12 protein-coding genes are annotated in these 14,573 nt (G+C 64.2%); 3 read left to right on the top strand and 9 right to left on the bottom strand.

Annotated elements, in window-relative coordinates; genetic code table 11:
* Together ACTHNR_RS09865 and ACTHNR_RS09860 are read left to right on the top strand one after the other, a co-directional pair.
* A partial coding sequence (locus ACTHNR_RS09865; RefSeq protein ID WP_440547405.1) for an HAD-IC family P-type ATPase occupies window positions 1-2,038 on the top strand: 2,038 nt, incomplete at its 5' end.
* Between the two features lie 152 nt (window positions 2,039-2,190).
* On the top strand, window positions 2,191-2,775 hold the full coding sequence (locus ACTHNR_RS09860; RefSeq protein WP_440547404.1) for a Spy/CpxP family protein refolding chaperone: 585 nt from the start codon (window positions 2,191-2,193) through the stop codon (window positions 2,773-2,775).
* Between the two features lie 152 nt (window positions 2,776-2,927).
* Here ACTHNR_RS09860 and araH read toward each other — a convergent pair whose 3' ends face one another.
* From araH to ACTHNR_RS09815, 9 genes are all read right to left on the bottom strand, one after another.
* Entirely contained in the window at window positions 2,928-3,923 is a 996-nt protein-coding gene (araH, locus tag ACTHNR_RS09855) for an L-arabinose ABC transporter permease AraH (RefSeq protein ID WP_440547403.1), read from the bottom strand.
* Between the two features lie 89 nt (window positions 3,924-4,012).
* The gene (gene araG / locus ACTHNR_RS09850) at window positions 4,013-5,566 is read right to left on the bottom strand and encodes an L-arabinose ABC transporter ATP-binding protein AraG (RefSeq protein ID WP_440547402.1); all 1,554 of its coding nucleotides are present in this window, start codon (window positions 5,564-5,566) and stop codon (window positions 4,013-4,015) included.
* 5 nt (window positions 5,567-5,571) lie between these two features.
* Window positions 5,572-6,576, bottom strand: a complete 1,005-nt coding sequence (locus ACTHNR_RS09845) for an arabinose ABC transporter substrate-binding protein (RefSeq protein WP_440547401.1) — start codon at window positions 6,574-6,576, stop codon at window positions 5,572-5,574.
* 142 nt (window positions 6,577-6,718) lie between these two features.
* The gene (locus ACTHNR_RS09840) at window positions 6,719-7,645 is read right to left on the bottom strand and encodes a Gfo/Idh/MocA family protein (protein ID WP_440547400.1); all 927 of its coding nucleotides are present in this window, start codon (window positions 7,643-7,645) and stop codon (window positions 6,719-6,721) included.
* A gap of 14 nt (window positions 7,646-7,659) precedes the next feature.
* Window positions 7,660-8,589, bottom strand: coding sequence for a dihydrodipicolinate synthase family protein (locus ACTHNR_RS09835; RefSeq protein ID WP_440547408.1), 930 nt, complete (start codon window positions 8,587-8,589; stop codon window positions 7,660-7,662).
* An 18-nt stretch (window positions 8,590-8,607) separates the two neighbouring features.
* Window positions 8,608-9,717, bottom strand: coding sequence for a galactofuranose ABC transporter, permease protein YjfF (gene yjfF, locus ACTHNR_RS09830; protein WP_440547399.1), 1,110 nt, complete (start codon window positions 9,715-9,717; stop codon window positions 8,608-8,610).
* Window positions 9,714-10,757, bottom strand: coding sequence for an ABC transporter permease (locus tag ACTHNR_RS09825; protein WP_440547398.1), 1,044 nt, complete (start codon window positions 10,755-10,757; stop codon window positions 9,714-9,716). Before ACTHNR_RS09825 ends, yjfF begins: the two co-directional genes overlap by 4 nt.
* Window positions 10,754-12,268, bottom strand: a complete 1,515-nt coding sequence (locus ACTHNR_RS09820) for a sugar ABC transporter ATP-binding protein (protein WP_440547397.1) — start codon at window positions 12,266-12,268, stop codon at window positions 10,754-10,756. The genes ACTHNR_RS09825 and ACTHNR_RS09820 overlap by 4 nt, the downstream gene beginning before the upstream one ends.
* Before the next feature lie 36 nt (window positions 12,269-12,304).
* On the bottom strand, window positions 12,305-13,219 hold the full coding sequence (locus ACTHNR_RS09815) for an ABC transporter substrate-binding protein (protein WP_440547406.1): 915 nt from the start codon (window positions 13,217-13,219) through the stop codon (window positions 12,305-12,307).
* Between the two features lie 413 nt (window positions 13,220-13,632).
* On the opposite strand from ACTHNR_RS09815, the gene ACTHNR_RS09810 reads away from it, so the two are divergent.
* Window positions 13,633-14,573: dihydroxy-acid dehydratase (locus ACTHNR_RS09810; RefSeq protein WP_440547396.1), on the top strand; the 941-nt coding region annotated here is incomplete at its 3' end.

Here is a 14,573-nt window from a genome sequence, read left to right as displayed (position 1 = left end):
TGCACCGCAAGCCCGCGTCAAGCGCGGCGGACCGTGGACCAAGATGCCCGCGGCCGGGCGCGTGCCGGGCGATCTCGTCGCACTGTCGCTCGGGGCGGGCGTCCCGGCCGACGCCCGGGTCGTGGCGGGCGGGGGCAGCCTCGATCAATCCGCATTGACGGGGGAGTCCGAACCGGCCGACGCGCTGCCCGGCCAACGCGTCTACGCCGGATCGACGGTAAGCCGCGGCTCGATGCAAGCGATCGTGACCGCGACAGGATCGCACACGTATTTCGGGCGAGCCGCGGAACTCGTCAAAGTCGCGCATGCACCCAGCGCCGAGCAACGCGCCATTTTCGAAGCGGTGCGCGTCTTGGCGCTGTTCAACGGGTTCATCGCGACAGGCACGCTGCTCTACGCGTATTCGGTCGGAATGCAACTGCCCGTGCTGCTGCGCGTTGCGATCACGGCTCTACTGGCCACGGTGCCGGTGGCTTTGCCTGCAACGTTTGCGTTGTCGGCCAGTGTCAGCGCGCTCGCGCTGAGTCGATGCGGCGCATTGCTGACGCGGCTGTCCGCCGTTCACGAGGCCGCGTCGATGGATGTGCTCTGCTCGGACAAGACCGGAACATTGACCGAGAACCGGATGAAAGTCGAACGCGTCGTACCGCTTTCAGACCAGAGCGCGGACGAGGTGCTCGCCTATGCCGCGCTGACCTGCGACGAAACGGAAGCGGACCCGCTCGACGCAGCGATCGTTCGGGCCGACGGGCAACCGGCGCGGGCGGGGCTGGGCGTGACCGTCGAACGACGCGTGCCGTTCGATCCGCAAACCAAGGTCGCGCAAGCGTGGGGCAGGCGCAGCGACGGCGGCGTTCTCCATGTCGTGAAGGGGGCTCTTCAGGCCGTCGAAGCCGCAAAAGGTGCGCTGCCGCTGCCGCAGGGGCGCCTTGCGTCAGACGACCTCGCGACGCAAGGCTACCGTGTCATTGCCGTGGCGATCGGCGACGGCGCTGCGCTGCGGCTGATCGGCCTCATTGCGCTCAGTGACCCACCGCGACCCGATGCTCGAGCGCTCATCGGAACGCTTTCCGGACTGGGCATCCGCACCGTCATGGTAACGGGTGACTCCGCGCCGACCGCGTCCGCTGTCGCGCGAAAGGTCGGGTTGCGCGACGCGCCTTGCGTTGTCGACGCTTCTCTGGACGCGTCGAGCCTGTCGCGCTGCGACGTGTACGCGCGCGTCTTGCCCGAGGACAAGTTTCGATTGGTGGAATTATTGCAGGGCACGGGGCGAATCGTCGGGATGTGCGGAGACGGTGCGAACGACGCGCCCGCGCTACGCCAAGCGCAGGTCGGCATCGCCGTGTCCAACGCGACCGACGTGGCGAAAGCCGCCGCCGCGATCGTACTGACGGAGCCCGGGCTCGCCGGCATCGTGGCGACGGTCGATGAGGGGCGACGCGCGCATCATCGCTTGCTGACCTATGCGCTGAACATGCTCGTCAAGAAAGTGGAAGTCGTCATGCTGCTCGCCTTGGGACTTGTCCTTAGGCACGTCGCATGGCTTACGCCCGCGACGATGGTCATTCTGCTCGTGACGAACGACTTCTTGACGATGTCGATTACGACGGATCGTGCAACGCCGTCGCCTTCGCCTTCGGTATGGAACATGAAACGAATCGCGATCGCCGCCGTCGCGATCGGCTTTGCCAAGCTGGCATTTTCGGCGATGGTCGTCGAATACGGCGCGCTCCGCATTGGGCTGCCCGTCGCCGAACAGCAAACGCTGGCGTTCGTGGCCGTCGCCCTCGGCAATCAAGCCGCGCTCTATGTCCTGCGCGAACGCCGGCGGCTCTGGTGCTCGTGGCCCGGGCCTTGGTTGGCCGCATCGTCGGTCGCCGATGTCGGCATCGTGGCGCTTCTGTCGCTCGCCGGAATCGGGATGCACGCGTTGCCTTACGCGCTCGTCGGCGCGGTCGCGCTCGGTGCGGCGGCGTTCGCGCTGATCCTCGATCAACTCAAACTGCCGCTGATGCGTGCCATGGCGATCGGGTGAGGGGCGCTGCGGCGGGACCGTTCGATTTGCGCCGCTTGATCCTCGTCAATGCTTCAAAGCCCCCGCGCTTCTATATTGAATTCATCGTTTCGTCGCGCATTTCATTCGATGAATTCGCAACGCATTCATTGTTCGGATCTCGGGAGGCCGCAATGTCGTCATCAACAACAATCAAGTCCGCGGTCTCAACCGCATTGGGCGTCGTGTTCGTCATCGCGACCGCTATCGGCGGTTCTTCCTCCGCATTGGCGCAAACGCCCGCCGGCGGTTGCCCTGGCGGCGGGTACGGCTACGGCCCGGGCCCGGGCATGATGGGCGGAGGGTTCGGCGCGGGAATGATGGGCGGCGGCTACGGCCAAGGGCGCGGGATGATGGGCGGGGGGTACGGCTACGGCGGAGGCCCGGGCATGATGGGCCTCGGTGTCGGATGGGTCGACGCGCTAGGCCTATCCGACGATCAGAAAACGAAAATCAACCGCATCCAAGATGAAACGCGCCGTTCGCATTGGGCGCTGATGGGCACCATGATGGATCAACAAGCCAAATTGCGCGACCTATACGAGGCGCCCAAGCGAGATTCCGCCGCCATCGACGATACCTATAAATCGATCGGCGACTTGCGTCAAAAAATGATCGATTCGTCGATCGAGGCACGCAAGCGGATGGAGGCGGTCCTGACCAGCAAGCAGATCGATAAGCTGCGCGCCTACCGCGATCAGGATCGCTGGGACTGGTAAGCGCACCCGCAAAAAAAAGGCCGAACGAATCGTTCGGCCAAATCGCCTCGTCAGTCGGAGTCGAGAGCGGATGCTTCCGCGAAGAAGGTGGGGGCGGCCGGGCGATGATGCGCCCGGTACGCCGCCCGGAAAATGTCGAGCGGCCTTCGGGCTCAGCGCACGCGCCGGCTGCGGCGCAGATGGTCGAACAAGACGGCCAGCAGCAGGATGCCGCCTCGGATCAGGTACTGGTAGAACGTCGGTACGTTGAGCAAGCTCATCGCATCTTGCACAGAGCCCATGATGAGCACGCCGACGAGCACGCCCGAGATGGTCGCCACGCCGCCGGTCAACGACACCCCGCCCAGCACGCAGGCCGAGATCACGCCGAGCTCCAGACCCACCGAGGTTTTCGGATCGCCCAGGCTCATGCGCGAGGCGAGCATGACGCCGGCGAAGCCGGTGACCAAGCCTTGCAGCACGAAAACCAGCACTTTGATACGCGTGACGGGCAAGCCCGCGAGAAGGGCGGCTTCGCCGTTGCCGCCCACGGCCAGTACGTTCTTGCCGAACACCGTCTTGCGCAAGATGAAGCCGAACACGACGAAGCCGACGATATTGCTCCAGATCGGGTACGAGATACCGAGGAACGAGCCGCCGCCCAGGTCGAAGAAGCGCTCCTCGGAGATCATCACGGCGTCGCCGTTGGAAACGATGAACGCGAGGCCGCGCACGACTTCCATCATGGCGAGCGTGACGATCAGCGAATTGATGCGGTAACGTGCGACGAGCACGCCGTTGACGAGACCGACGGCGCCGCCGGCGAGCACGCCCACGGTTACTCCGAGCAGCACGCTATGCGTCGCCGTAATGATGGTGGAGGCGACGACGCCGGAGAACGCCACGATCGAAGCAACCGAAAGATCGACTTCGCCGAGCGCCAGCACGAACATCATCGTGACGGCGATGGAGCCGATCAGCGTGACCGATAGCAGCAGGCCCTGCATGTTGCGGCTCGTGAGGAAGTCGGGCACGGTAAAGCAGAGCACGACGAACAAAATCGCGAACACCATGACGATGCCGGACTTGTTCATCACGCGCCACAGTTTGGCCGCATAGGCTGCCGGACCGCTCGGCGCGGCCTGCGAAAGGGTTTGAGGTTGTTGCATGGTCTCGTCTCGTTCGTTGCCGCTTGCTCGGCGGCCGGAAAATCGTTACTGCTGGAAAATCGTCTGCACGACTACGTGAATGCGGTGCGTCAGCGCGGCAGCGCAAGCTTGATCAGCTGATCGGGCGTTGCCTGCGACTTGGGCAGATCGCCCACGATCGCGCCTTCCTTCATGACGATGATGCGATCGGCCACGCCGATCACTTCGGCCAGGTCGCTCGAAACCATGAGCACCGTGCGGCCCGCTTCCGCCAGCCCGTAAAGCAACTCGTAGATCTGCGCTCGAGCGCCCACGTCGATGCCGCGCGTGGGTTCGTCCATGAGGAACACGTCGATTTGTTCGGCCAGCCACCGCGCCAAAATCACCTTCTGCTGGTTGCCGCCCGAGAGCGTGCCGATCGCGGTATCGCCATTGCGCGTTTTGATCGACAGTTTGCCGATGTATTCGTCCGTCAGCTCGCGCTCGCGCCGCTCGTTGAGCAGCCATCGCGCGAAGCTCGAATGGCGCCGCGCGCTGATGTTCATGTTGTCGGCCACCGACGCGATCGCGACGATGCCTTCCTGCTTGCGGTCTTCGGGGCACAGTGCGATGCCCGCGCGCACGGCGTCGCGCGGCGTGCTAAAGCGCATCCGCCGTCCCTCTAGCTCGATATGGCCTTCGTTCGGCCGCACGGCGCCGCAGATGAGCTTCATCAGCTCGGAGCGGCCGGCGCCCACGAGTCCGAAGAAGCCGAGAATTTCGCCGCGGCGCGCGCTGAACGAGACCGGCTCGGACAAGCCAGGCCCGAGCAGGCCCTTCGCCTCGATGCGCACCTCGCCGGCCTCGCGCGGGCGGTAGCCGTAGACATCCTGAATCGAGCGCCCGACCATCGAGCTGATCAAGCGATCGCGCTCCAAGCCGTCGACCGATTCGAATGTTTCGATCGAGTGGCCGTCGCGGAACACCGTGACGCGATCGCAAAGCTCATACACTTCATCCATCCGGTGCGTGACGTAGATGATCGCGCGACCTTCCTGCCGCAAGCCGTTGATGATCTTGAACAGCTGAACCGTTTCGCGGGCCGAGAGCGAGCTCGTCGGTTCGTCGAAAGCGATCACGCGCGCATCGCGCATCAACGCCTTGCCGATCTCGATCATTTGACGTTGTCCGATCGAGAGGTCCTTCACTTGCGCGCGCGGATCGATGCGCTCGCCCAAACGTTCTAGCGTCTCGGTGGCGCGAGCGATCAGCTCGCGCTCGCCGAGCACGCCGAAGCGGCTCGGCAATTGCCCGAGCATCAGGTTTTCGGCGACGGTCAACTCCGGAACCAGATGCAGTTCCTGATAGATGATCGCGATACCGGCTTCGATCGCCGCCTTCGTCCCGGAGAAATGCTGCTCGGTCCCGCCGAGCTTCAAGGTGCCCGCTTCGGGCACGTTGACGCCCGAGAGCACCTTGAGCAGCGTCGATTTGCCGGCGCCGTTCTCGCCCATGAGGCCGTGCACTTCTCCGGCGCGTACCGCGAACGACACACGATCGAGCGCGCGCACCCCCGGAAAACTGACGGTGATGCCGTCCAACTGCAGATAAGGCGAGGCCGCATCGGCCTTCGCCGAATGGGTAGGGCCCGCGCCCGCCGCTACGATGTCGTTCGCGTCATGCATGACGTTTAAATCCCCAGTTCCTTACGAACGGCGAGCCAGTTCTCGCGCGTCATCAGCTTGCCCGTGGTTTGCGTATCGGCCGGCGGCTGCTTGCCCGTCTTGATCCACTGCACGAGGTTCTCGGTGCTCTCCTTGCCGTGGTTCGTCGAGCTGACCGCGATCGTGCCGTAGAAGCCCGTCGGCTCCTTCTTCTGGAATTCAGCGAAGGCTTCGCCCGCGCCGTTGATGCCGACACCGATCACGTCGGACGACGGAATGTGCAGCTGCTCCGTCGCACGCACGCCGCCGAGCACCGATTCCTCGTTCAGCGCGAAGATCACCCACTTCTTGATGTTCGGGTGCTTGGACAAAACGGGGGAGGTGGCCACGAAGCCGCCTTCGTCGTCGGTCGTCTTCTGCGGCGCGTCGAAGATGTTGTCCTTCTTGAAGCCGTTTGCCAGCAGCGTTTGCGTGGCGCCGTCGGTGCGCAGCTTGGCCGTGGGCAGTTCGTAGTCGGAGATGCGGATCGCGCCGACTTCCTCGGGCTTCCAGCCGCGACGCTTCATCTCGTCGGAAATGGCTTGGCCCACTTGGTTGCCGATCTTGAACGCGGACATGCCGAGGTGAGGCACGTCGGCCAGCGGCTTACCCGACGAATCGACGAGCTGATCGTCCACCGTCACGAACTTCATGTTGTACTTCTTGGCGCGCGCTTGAATGGCCGGTCCAAGGCGAACGTCGGGCGCGCAAATCACGAAGCCCTTTGCGCCTTGTGCGCCGAGGTTGTCGATCGCGCTGAGCACGCGTTCGCCATCGGGGGTGCCGATATTGACGACGGAGAAGCCTTCGCTCTTGCCGAGCGCGGTGGCGGCCTTCTGTTCGTTGATGAACCATGCCTGCTCAGGCATCTTCACGAGGAAGCCGACCTTCAGGGGCTCGTCCGCATGGACGGCGAACGAGGCCGCCAAAGGGGCGGCCAAAATCGCGGCCATCGCGGCGCGCAACGTGAAGCGGCGAAGCTTGCTGGTCATACTAGTCTCCTTCTTGTCGGTCGCTGCGGACCGTGTTGTGATTCGAAACGAATCGTCGAACTGCATGGCGAAAAACGTTAGTACTACTAACTAACCCGTTACGTGTCGCACGAAGCGGACAATTTCCGTTCGTGCGAAATCTCTATTCGATGAACGCTTCGACGATTTCCCGTCGTCCAAGCAGGAACGCGTCCGCAACCAGGCTGAGCGGCCGCACGTCGACATCGCTTTCGCGACGCTCGATCAGATCGCGCCAGTGACTGTAGAGCGACGGATATTCGTGCACCGAGCCGAGCGCCACTTCGCGCTCGTCGATGTGCAGCCGGTTGCCGCCCTGCGAAAGCGTCAGCGTGCCGTCGGCCGTTCGCACCTCGATTTCCCACAATTCCTGCGGCCCGTGGCGCCAATCGAATTCCACGTGCACCGGCACGCCGGCCGTATCGAACAATTCGAGATCGGCCGCGATCGGCATGTGGCGATTGGCCGGAATGCTCAAGGTGGACGACACGAGCGCGACTTCACGCGGCAAGATGCGCGTCACGATGGAGAGCGCATTGATGCCCGGGTCGAACACGCCCAAGCCGCCCGGTTCCCAGATCCATGCTTGCCCCGGGTGCCAGCGGCGCACGTCTTCTTTCCAGCGCACGTGCACCGAGCGCATTTCCTGCGTGGAAAGCCACGTGCGGGCGGCTTCGACGCCGAGGGCGTGCCGCGAATGCCAGCTTGCGAAAAGCGTGCGGCCGACCGTGCAGGCGATTTCGTCCAGCGCACGCACCTCGCTCAAGCACGCGCCGGGCGGCTTTTCGAGCATGACGTGCTTGCCTGCCGCCAGGGCGGCGCGCGCCTGCGCGAAGCGCGGCTGCGGGGGCGAGCACAGCGACACGGCCTGGACTTGCGGCTCGGCCGCGAGCAGAGCTTCGATCGTCGGATAGTTGCGCACGCCTTCGACGGTGGCGTTGCGGCTCGCGCAAGCAATGAGTTCGAAGCGCGGATCGGCCGCGATGGCGGGCAAATGCTGGTCGCGGGCGATCTTGCCGATACCGACGAGCGCGATGGGAATTCGTTTCATTTCCGCTCCCGGGCTCACCGGCCCCAACGCAGCGCCAGCGGGTTCGCCTCGCGCGCCAGTTCGAGCAATTCGGCGCGCGTGGCCGGCGCCAGCGCTTCAAGGGGATGACGCACTGCGTCGCTCTTGATCACGCCGCCTTCCATCATGACCGTTTTGGCGGCCCGCAAACCGCATTGGCGGTTCTCGTAGTTGATGAGCGGCAGAATGCGCGCGTAGCCGGCGCGCGCTTCGTCGCGGCGGCCCGCCCGGTAATCGTCGAATACCGTGCGGATCAGATCGGGCAGCAGCGCGCTCGACATCGTGCCCGTTGCGCCAGCGTCCAGATCGGGCAGCAGCGTGATGGCTTCTTCGCCGTCGAACGGCCCCTCGATCGTGTCGCCGCCCGCCGCGATCAGCGCACGCAGCTTAGCTGCCGCCTGCGGCACTTCGATCTTGAAGTAGCGCACGAGCGGCAATTCGCGCGCGACGCGCGTGAGGAACGGAATGCTCAGCGTGACGCCGGAAAGCGGCGCATCCTGGATCATGACGGGGATATTCGCCGTTTGCGCGACTTGCGCGAAAAAGTCGAACATCGAGTTCTCGTCGGTGCGCAGCGTCGCGCCGTGGTACGGCGGCATCAGCATGACGATGCTCGCGCCGGCCGCGGCGGCACGCTTGGCGCGCTCGGCGGCGATGCGCGTGCTGAAGTGGCTGCACGTCACCATCACGGGCACTCGGCCCGCCACATGGGACAAGCTCAAGTCGACGAGCACGTCGCGCTCCGCGTCGGTCAGAACGAACTGCTCGGAGTAGTTCGCGAGAATGCAGATGCCGTCGACGCGCTGATCGATCATGCAGTCCAGCACGCGGCGCTGGCCGTCGAGATCGAGTTCGCCGGATTCGGTAAACGGCGTCGGTGCGACGGGGAAGACGCCCGAAAACGGGCGGGTCGAAGCGGTCACTATTCGTACTCCTAATAAAAACTATCCAAGCATGCGCTGTCGCCGCATCAGCCGCGCGCGCAATCCGAGGGAGGCCGCGCCGCCGTGCTCGTCGCTCGCGTCGCGCTTCGCGTCGCGACGCTCCGCGCTGCTGCCGAGCCCCGATCCGTTCGACTTGCGCTTGGCCGCTTGCCGCTCGATCACGCGCTGCAGCAGGCAGAAGACGCAGAGCAGGGCGCCGATCACGATGCGCGTCCACCACGAGCTGAGCGTGCCGTCGAACGTAATCAGCGTTTGGATCGTGCCGAGCACGCCCACACCGAACACCGAGCCGACGATATAGCCGACGCCGCCCGTCAGCAGCGTGCCGCCGATCACGCTCGCCGCGATCGCATCGAGCTCCATGCCTTGTCCTTGCAGGCCGTAGCCCGACAGCACGTAGAGCGTGAACACGAGCCCGCCGAGCGCCGAGCACAAGCCGCCCAGCGCATACACGCCGATCTTCGTCTTGGCGACCGGCAAACCCATCAAGAGCGCCGATTTCTCATTGCCGCCGAGCGCGTAGACGTTTCGGCCGAACCGCGTGAAATGCGCGACGTAGATCGCGATCGCCAGCGTGACGAGGGCGATGATCGCACCGGCGTTGAGCGCGCCGCTGCCGATCGGCAGGCTGTAGCTCGCCACCGCGTGAAACGAGCGCTCATCGATCGTGATCGATTGCGTCGTAATCAAAAAGCAAGCGCCGCGTGCGAGGAACATGCCGGCCAGCGTAACGATGAACGGCTGCAGGCGCAGGTAGTGAATCAAAGCGCCCATCGCCGCGCCGTAGGCCGCGCCGATCGCCAGCACGAGCGGGGCCACGGCCCAGATCGGCCAGTGCCAGTTTTGGGCGCAGACGGCGCAAACGATCGTCGTGAAGGCCACGACCGCGCCGACCGATAGGTCGATGCCGCCCGACAAAATCACGAACGTCGTGCCGATGGCCACGATGAGCAGGAACGAGTTGTCGACGAGCAGGCCGAACAGCACCTGCAGCGAACCGAAGCCCGTATACATGAACGAGCCGAAGCCGAACAACGCGGCGAACAGCACGATCGTGACGACGATCGGCAACGTGCGCGGGTCGAGTAGGCGGCGAAGGAACGCGCTCATTGCACCTCCGTGCGGGCGCGGGTGGACGACAAGGGCGAGCTCATGCGCTTGAGCAGCCCGGTGATAAGGTCACGTGCGCGATCGGACTGAATGACGCACACCACCAGCACGACGATTGCCTTGACGACGAGCGTGGCTTCGGGCGGCACACCGATCGAATAAGTCGTATACGTGAGCGTCTGGATAATGAGTGCGCCGAGCACCGTTCCCGCCAGCGAGAAGCGTCCGCCCGCGAGCGACGTGCCGCCCAGCGTCACGGCCAAGATCGCGTCGAGTTCGAGCAGCAAGCCCGCATTGTTGCCGTCGGCGCTGCGCACGTTCGAGCTCGTCAAAATGCCCGCGATGGCCGCCGTGAGGCCGCAAAACACGTAAATGCCGAACATGATCGCGCTCGAGCGCAAGCCGACCAGGCGCGCCGCGACCGGATTGACGCCGATCGCCCGCACGAGCAGCCCGAGGGCGGTGCGGTTCACGAGCAGCGACGTCAATACGACGACCGCCAGCGCGATCCAAATGGCGCAGGGCACCATGGCGATGAAGCCGTCGCCGAGCCGCAAGTAGCCGCGTGCGCCGATGGGAATGATCTGCCCGCCGGTCAGCAACTGGGCCACACCGCGTCCGGCCACCATGAGGATCAGCGTCGCGATGATCGGCTGCATGCCCACCAAGGCGACGAGCAGTCCGTTCCATGCTCCGGCGAGCAGGCCCACCCCGAGGGCGGCCGCGAGCGCCACGCCGACGCGCGAGGGATCCTCGGCCAGCAAGATCGCTGCGGCGGCGCCCGCGATGGCTACCACCGTGCCCACCGAAATGTCGATGCCGCGTACGGCGATGACGAGCGTCATCCCGAGCGAGACGACGACGAGCGGCGCGGCGCGGTTCAGGATGTCGATGGGCGCGCCGAACAGATGCCCGTCGAGGATGGTGATGGCCAGGAAGTCGTGCCGATGGGCGACGTCGAGCGCGAACAGCAGAACGAGCGTGACGACGGGCCACAGCAGGGGATGGCGCGCGACGCTCTGCAACCAGCGCGAAATCATGCTTCGCCTCCCGCGATGAGTCGATAGACGGCGTGCTCGTCGAGCGCATCGCCCGAGAGTTCGGCCACTTTGCGGCGGTCGCGCAGCACCGCGATGCGGTCGCTCACGCGCAGTACCTCAGAGATCTCCGACGAGATCAGCAAGATACCGAGCCCTTTTGCGCACAGCTGCATAACGCGCTCCATGATTTCGAACTTCGCCGCGACGTCGATGCCGCGGGTGGGCTCGTCCAGAATCAGCATCTTCGGATCGATCGCGAGCCAGCGCGCGAGCACGACCTTCTGCTGATTGCCGCCCGAAAGCAATTCGATCGGCTGCTCGATATCGCGCGCGCGAATGCCCAGCGCTTTCATATAGTGCTCGGCGATGCGCTTTTCCTTCGCGCGGCCGAGCGGACGCCACCAGCCTAGACGTGCCTGGAGCGCCAGCACGATGTTCTCGCGAATCGACAGCGCCGCGACGATGCCTTCCTTCTTGCGGTCTTCGGGGCAATAGCCGATTCCGTGCTTCACCGCGTGGCGCGGCGAGCCGAGCTTGACGCTTTTCCCGTCGACGGTCACGGTGCCCGTATCCGCGCGATCCGCGCCGAACAGCAGCCGCGCCGTTTCCGTGCGTCCCGAGCCGAGCAGGCCGGCCAGGCCGACGATGCGGCCGGGCTCGAGGGTCAGGTCGATCGGCTGCACGGCGCCGCGCCGGCCCAAGCCGCGCATGTCGAAGCGAGGCGAGCTGTGATCGGCTGCCGTGCCTTGGCCCGCTGCTGCGCGCGTGCGCTCGGCGGCCACCGGCACATCGCCCACCATCTTGCGTACGAGCTCGTCGACGGGCAGATCCTTCGCCAGATATTCGCCTTCGCGCTCGCCGTTGCGCATGACGGTGATGCGATCGGAGATCGCATACGTCTGTTCGAGGAAGTGCGTGACGAACAGGATCGCGATACCCGATTGCTTCAAATTACGCAGGACATCGAACAACTTCGAGACTTCGGAGTCGTCCAAGCTCGACGTGGGTTCGTCGAGAATGAGCACGCGCGCGTCGACGCTCACCGCGCGGGCGATCGCCACCATTTGCTGCACGGCGATCGGATAGGTGTCGAGCGATTGCGTGACGTCGAGCGAAATATTCAGTTGAGCGAGCGCTTCTTTCGCGCCCGCATGAATCGCCTTCCAATCGATCGCGCCGCGGCGCCGCGGCTGGCGGCCCGCAAAGATGTTTTCCGCGACCGAGAGGTTGGGGCAGAGATTGACCTCTTGGTAAAGCGTGCGAATGCCGGCCGCCTCGGCTTCGAGCGGCGCGGCGAATCGCACGCTGCGACCGTCGACGCGGATTTCGCCCGCGTCGTGCGAATGAACGCCGGTCAGCACGTTGATGAGCGTGGATTTGCCCGCGCCGTTTTGGCCCATCAACGTATGCACCTCGCCGGCGTACAGGCGGAAGTCGACGTTGCGCAGCGCGTGCACGCCCGGGAACGACTTGGTCAAGCCGAGCGTTTCGAGTACGAGAGGGCCAGTCATGGGCATCGCTCGCTAAGGTCCGTTAGATCCGATGAATCAATACTTGCGCTGCGGCAGGACTTGCGCCGCGACGTTCATCGGGAACACGGTCTCGTTCGTGACGATCCGCTTGGGCAGCGTCTTGCCGGCGACGATATCCTTGACGGCGCTCATCAGCTGCGGCCCGAGCAGCGGGCTGCACTCGACGTCGACGTTGATCTTGCCCGCGATCATCGCTTGGAAGCCGCCCTTGGTGGCATCGAACGAAACGACCTTGGGTTCGGTGCCCGGTTTCATGCCGGCTTCTTCCATTGCCTGGATCGCGCCGAGCGCCATGTCGTCGTTATGCGCGTACACCACGTTGATCTTGTTGCCGTAAGTCTTGGCGAACGCTTCCATCACTTGCTTGCCGCCGGCGAGCGTGAAGTCGCCGCTTTGCGAAGCGATGATCTTGAACTTCGGATCGTTCTTGATGATTTCCATCAGGCCCGCATGACGATCGTTCGCCGGGGCGGAACCCACCGTGCCTTGCAGCTCGGCGATATTGATCGGGCCCGGGTTGTCCTTGTACTCGGTTTCGAGCCAACGGCCTGCGCGACGACCTTCTTCGAGGAAGTCCGAGCCGATCATCGTGACGTAGAGCGACTTGTCCTTCACATCGATGTTGCGATCGGTCAGCACGACCGGAATGTGCGCCTTCTTCGCTTCTTCCAGCACCGGCTCCCAGCCCGATTCGACGACAGGGGAGAAAGCGATCACGTCGACCTTCTGCGCGATGTACGAACGGATCGCGCGGATCTGGTTCTCTTGCTTTTGCTGCGCGTCGGAAAACTTCAGATTGATGCCCGCATCCTTCGCGGCCTGTTTGACCGACACCGTATTCGCCGTGCGCCAAGCGCTTTCGGCCCCCACCTGCGCGAAGCCCAGCGTGATCTTCTTATCTTCCGCGTGGCTGTCCACGACCATCGACATCGCCACCGTCAATCCGAGCAATGCGTTCAGCGCCAACCGTACTTTGCGTCCCATGCTTGTCTCCGTTTGTCCTTGGTGTTACTTGGTTTTGATACATCGAACGAGCTACTGAAAGGGGTGCGCGCCGTCGCCGTTCTTGCCCCCGTCGGGCGCGTCAACTTCTAAATAGCCAAACTATAAGCATGGTGAACCCCCGAATCGATTAGCGTTTTCCCCAGATTCGCGGGGTCAATAGTCATGCTATTTCTACGTCTCGCTGGTGAAAATACCGCGCGGATCGCGCGCGAACCTGCCAATATATGGGAAACGGCCGTCGCCCGATGAACCGTAACAGTCATCTTACGATGATTGACGGCCTGAGCAAGACAAACCCTAATCGTTTTACTATATGAGCCTCACAGAGGCATAGCGCAATGACAGACAAACCCCGCAAGCTTCGCTCCGCCCAGTGGTTCGGTACGGCCGACAAGAATGGCTTCATGTACCGCAGCTGGATGAAGAACCAGGGCATCCCCGATCACGAGTTCCAGGGCAAGCCGATCATCGGCATCTGCAACACCTGGTCGGAGCTGACGCCTTGCAACGCGCACTTTCGCAAGCTCGCCGAGCACGTGAAGCGAGGCGTGTTCGAGGCCGGCGGCTTTCCTGTCGAATTTCCGGTGTTCTCGAACGGCGAATCGAATCTGCGCCCGACGGCCATGTTCACGCGCAATCTGGCGAGCATGGATGTCGAGGAGTCGATCCGCGGCAATCCGATCGATGCCGTCGTGCTGTTGGCCGGATGCGACAAGACCACCCCGGCGCTGCTCATGGGGGCGGCCAGCTGCGACGTTCCGGCCATCGTCGTGAGCGGCGGGCCGATGCTCAACGGCAAACATGAAGGCCGCGACATCGGTTCGGGCACCATCGTGTGGCAACTGAACGAGCAGGTGAAGGCCGGAAAGATTTCGCTCCACCAATTCATGGCCGCGGAAGCCGGGATGTCGCGCTCGGCGGGCACCTGCAATACGATGGGCACGGCGTCGACCATGGCGTGCATGGCCGAGGCGCTGGGTGTGACGCTGCCGCACAACGCGGCGATTCCCGCCGTCGATTCGCGCCGGTACGTGCTCGCGCACCTGTCGGGTATGCGCATCGTCGAAATGGCGCTGGAAGACCTGCGGCTCTCGAAGCTGCTCACGCGCGAAGCGTTCGAAAACGCGATTCGCGCGAACGCCGCCATTGGCGGCTCGACCAACGCAGCGATTCACTTGAAGGCGATCGCGGGCCGTATCGGCGTGCAACTCGAACTCGACGATTGGACGCGTATCGGGCGCGGCACGCCGACGCTCGTCGATTTGCAGCCGTCGGGCCG

The organism is Trinickia sp. (genome assembly GCF_051954495.1).
Classification (GTDB): Bacteria; Pseudomonadota; Gammaproteobacteria; order Burkholderiales; family Burkholderiaceae; genus Trinickia.
Note: the sequence above shows the minus strand (reverse complement) of the source record. Positions and strands in the feature narration are given on the sequence as shown.

Coding starts and splice junctions, on each gene's coding strand:
- ACTHNR_RS09860 (WP_440547404.1), top strand. CDS start 2,191: ATGTCGTCATCAACAACAATCAAGTCCGCGGTCTCAACCGCATTGGGC.
- araH (WP_440547403.1), bottom strand. CDS start 3,923: ATGCAACAACCTCAAACCCTTTCGCAGGCCGCGCCGAGCGGTCCGGCA.
- araG (WP_440547402.1), bottom strand. CDS start 5,566: ATGCATGACGCGAACGACATCGTAGCGGCGGGCGCGGGCCCTACCCAT.
- ACTHNR_RS09845 (WP_440547401.1), bottom strand. CDS start 6,576: ATGACCAGCAAGCTTCGCCGCTTCACGTTGCGCGCCGCGATGGCCGCG.
- ACTHNR_RS09840 (WP_440547400.1), bottom strand. CDS start 7,645: ATGAAACGAATTCCCATCGCGCTCGTCGGTATCGGCAAGATCGCCCGC.
- yjfF (WP_440547399.1), bottom strand. CDS start 9,717: ATGAGCGCGTTCCTTCGCCGCCTACTCGACCCGCGCACGTTGCCGATC.
- ACTHNR_RS09825 (WP_440547398.1), bottom strand. CDS start 10,757: ATGATTTCGCGCTGGTTGCAGAGCGTCGCGCGCCATCCCCTGCTGTGG.
- ACTHNR_RS09820 (WP_440547397.1), bottom strand. CDS start 12,268: ATGACTGGCCCTCTCGTACTCGAAACGCTCGGCTTGACCAAGTCGTTC.
- ACTHNR_RS09815 (WP_440547406.1), bottom strand. CDS start 13,219: ATGTCGATGGTCGTGGACAGCCACGCGGAAGATAAGAAGATCACGCTG.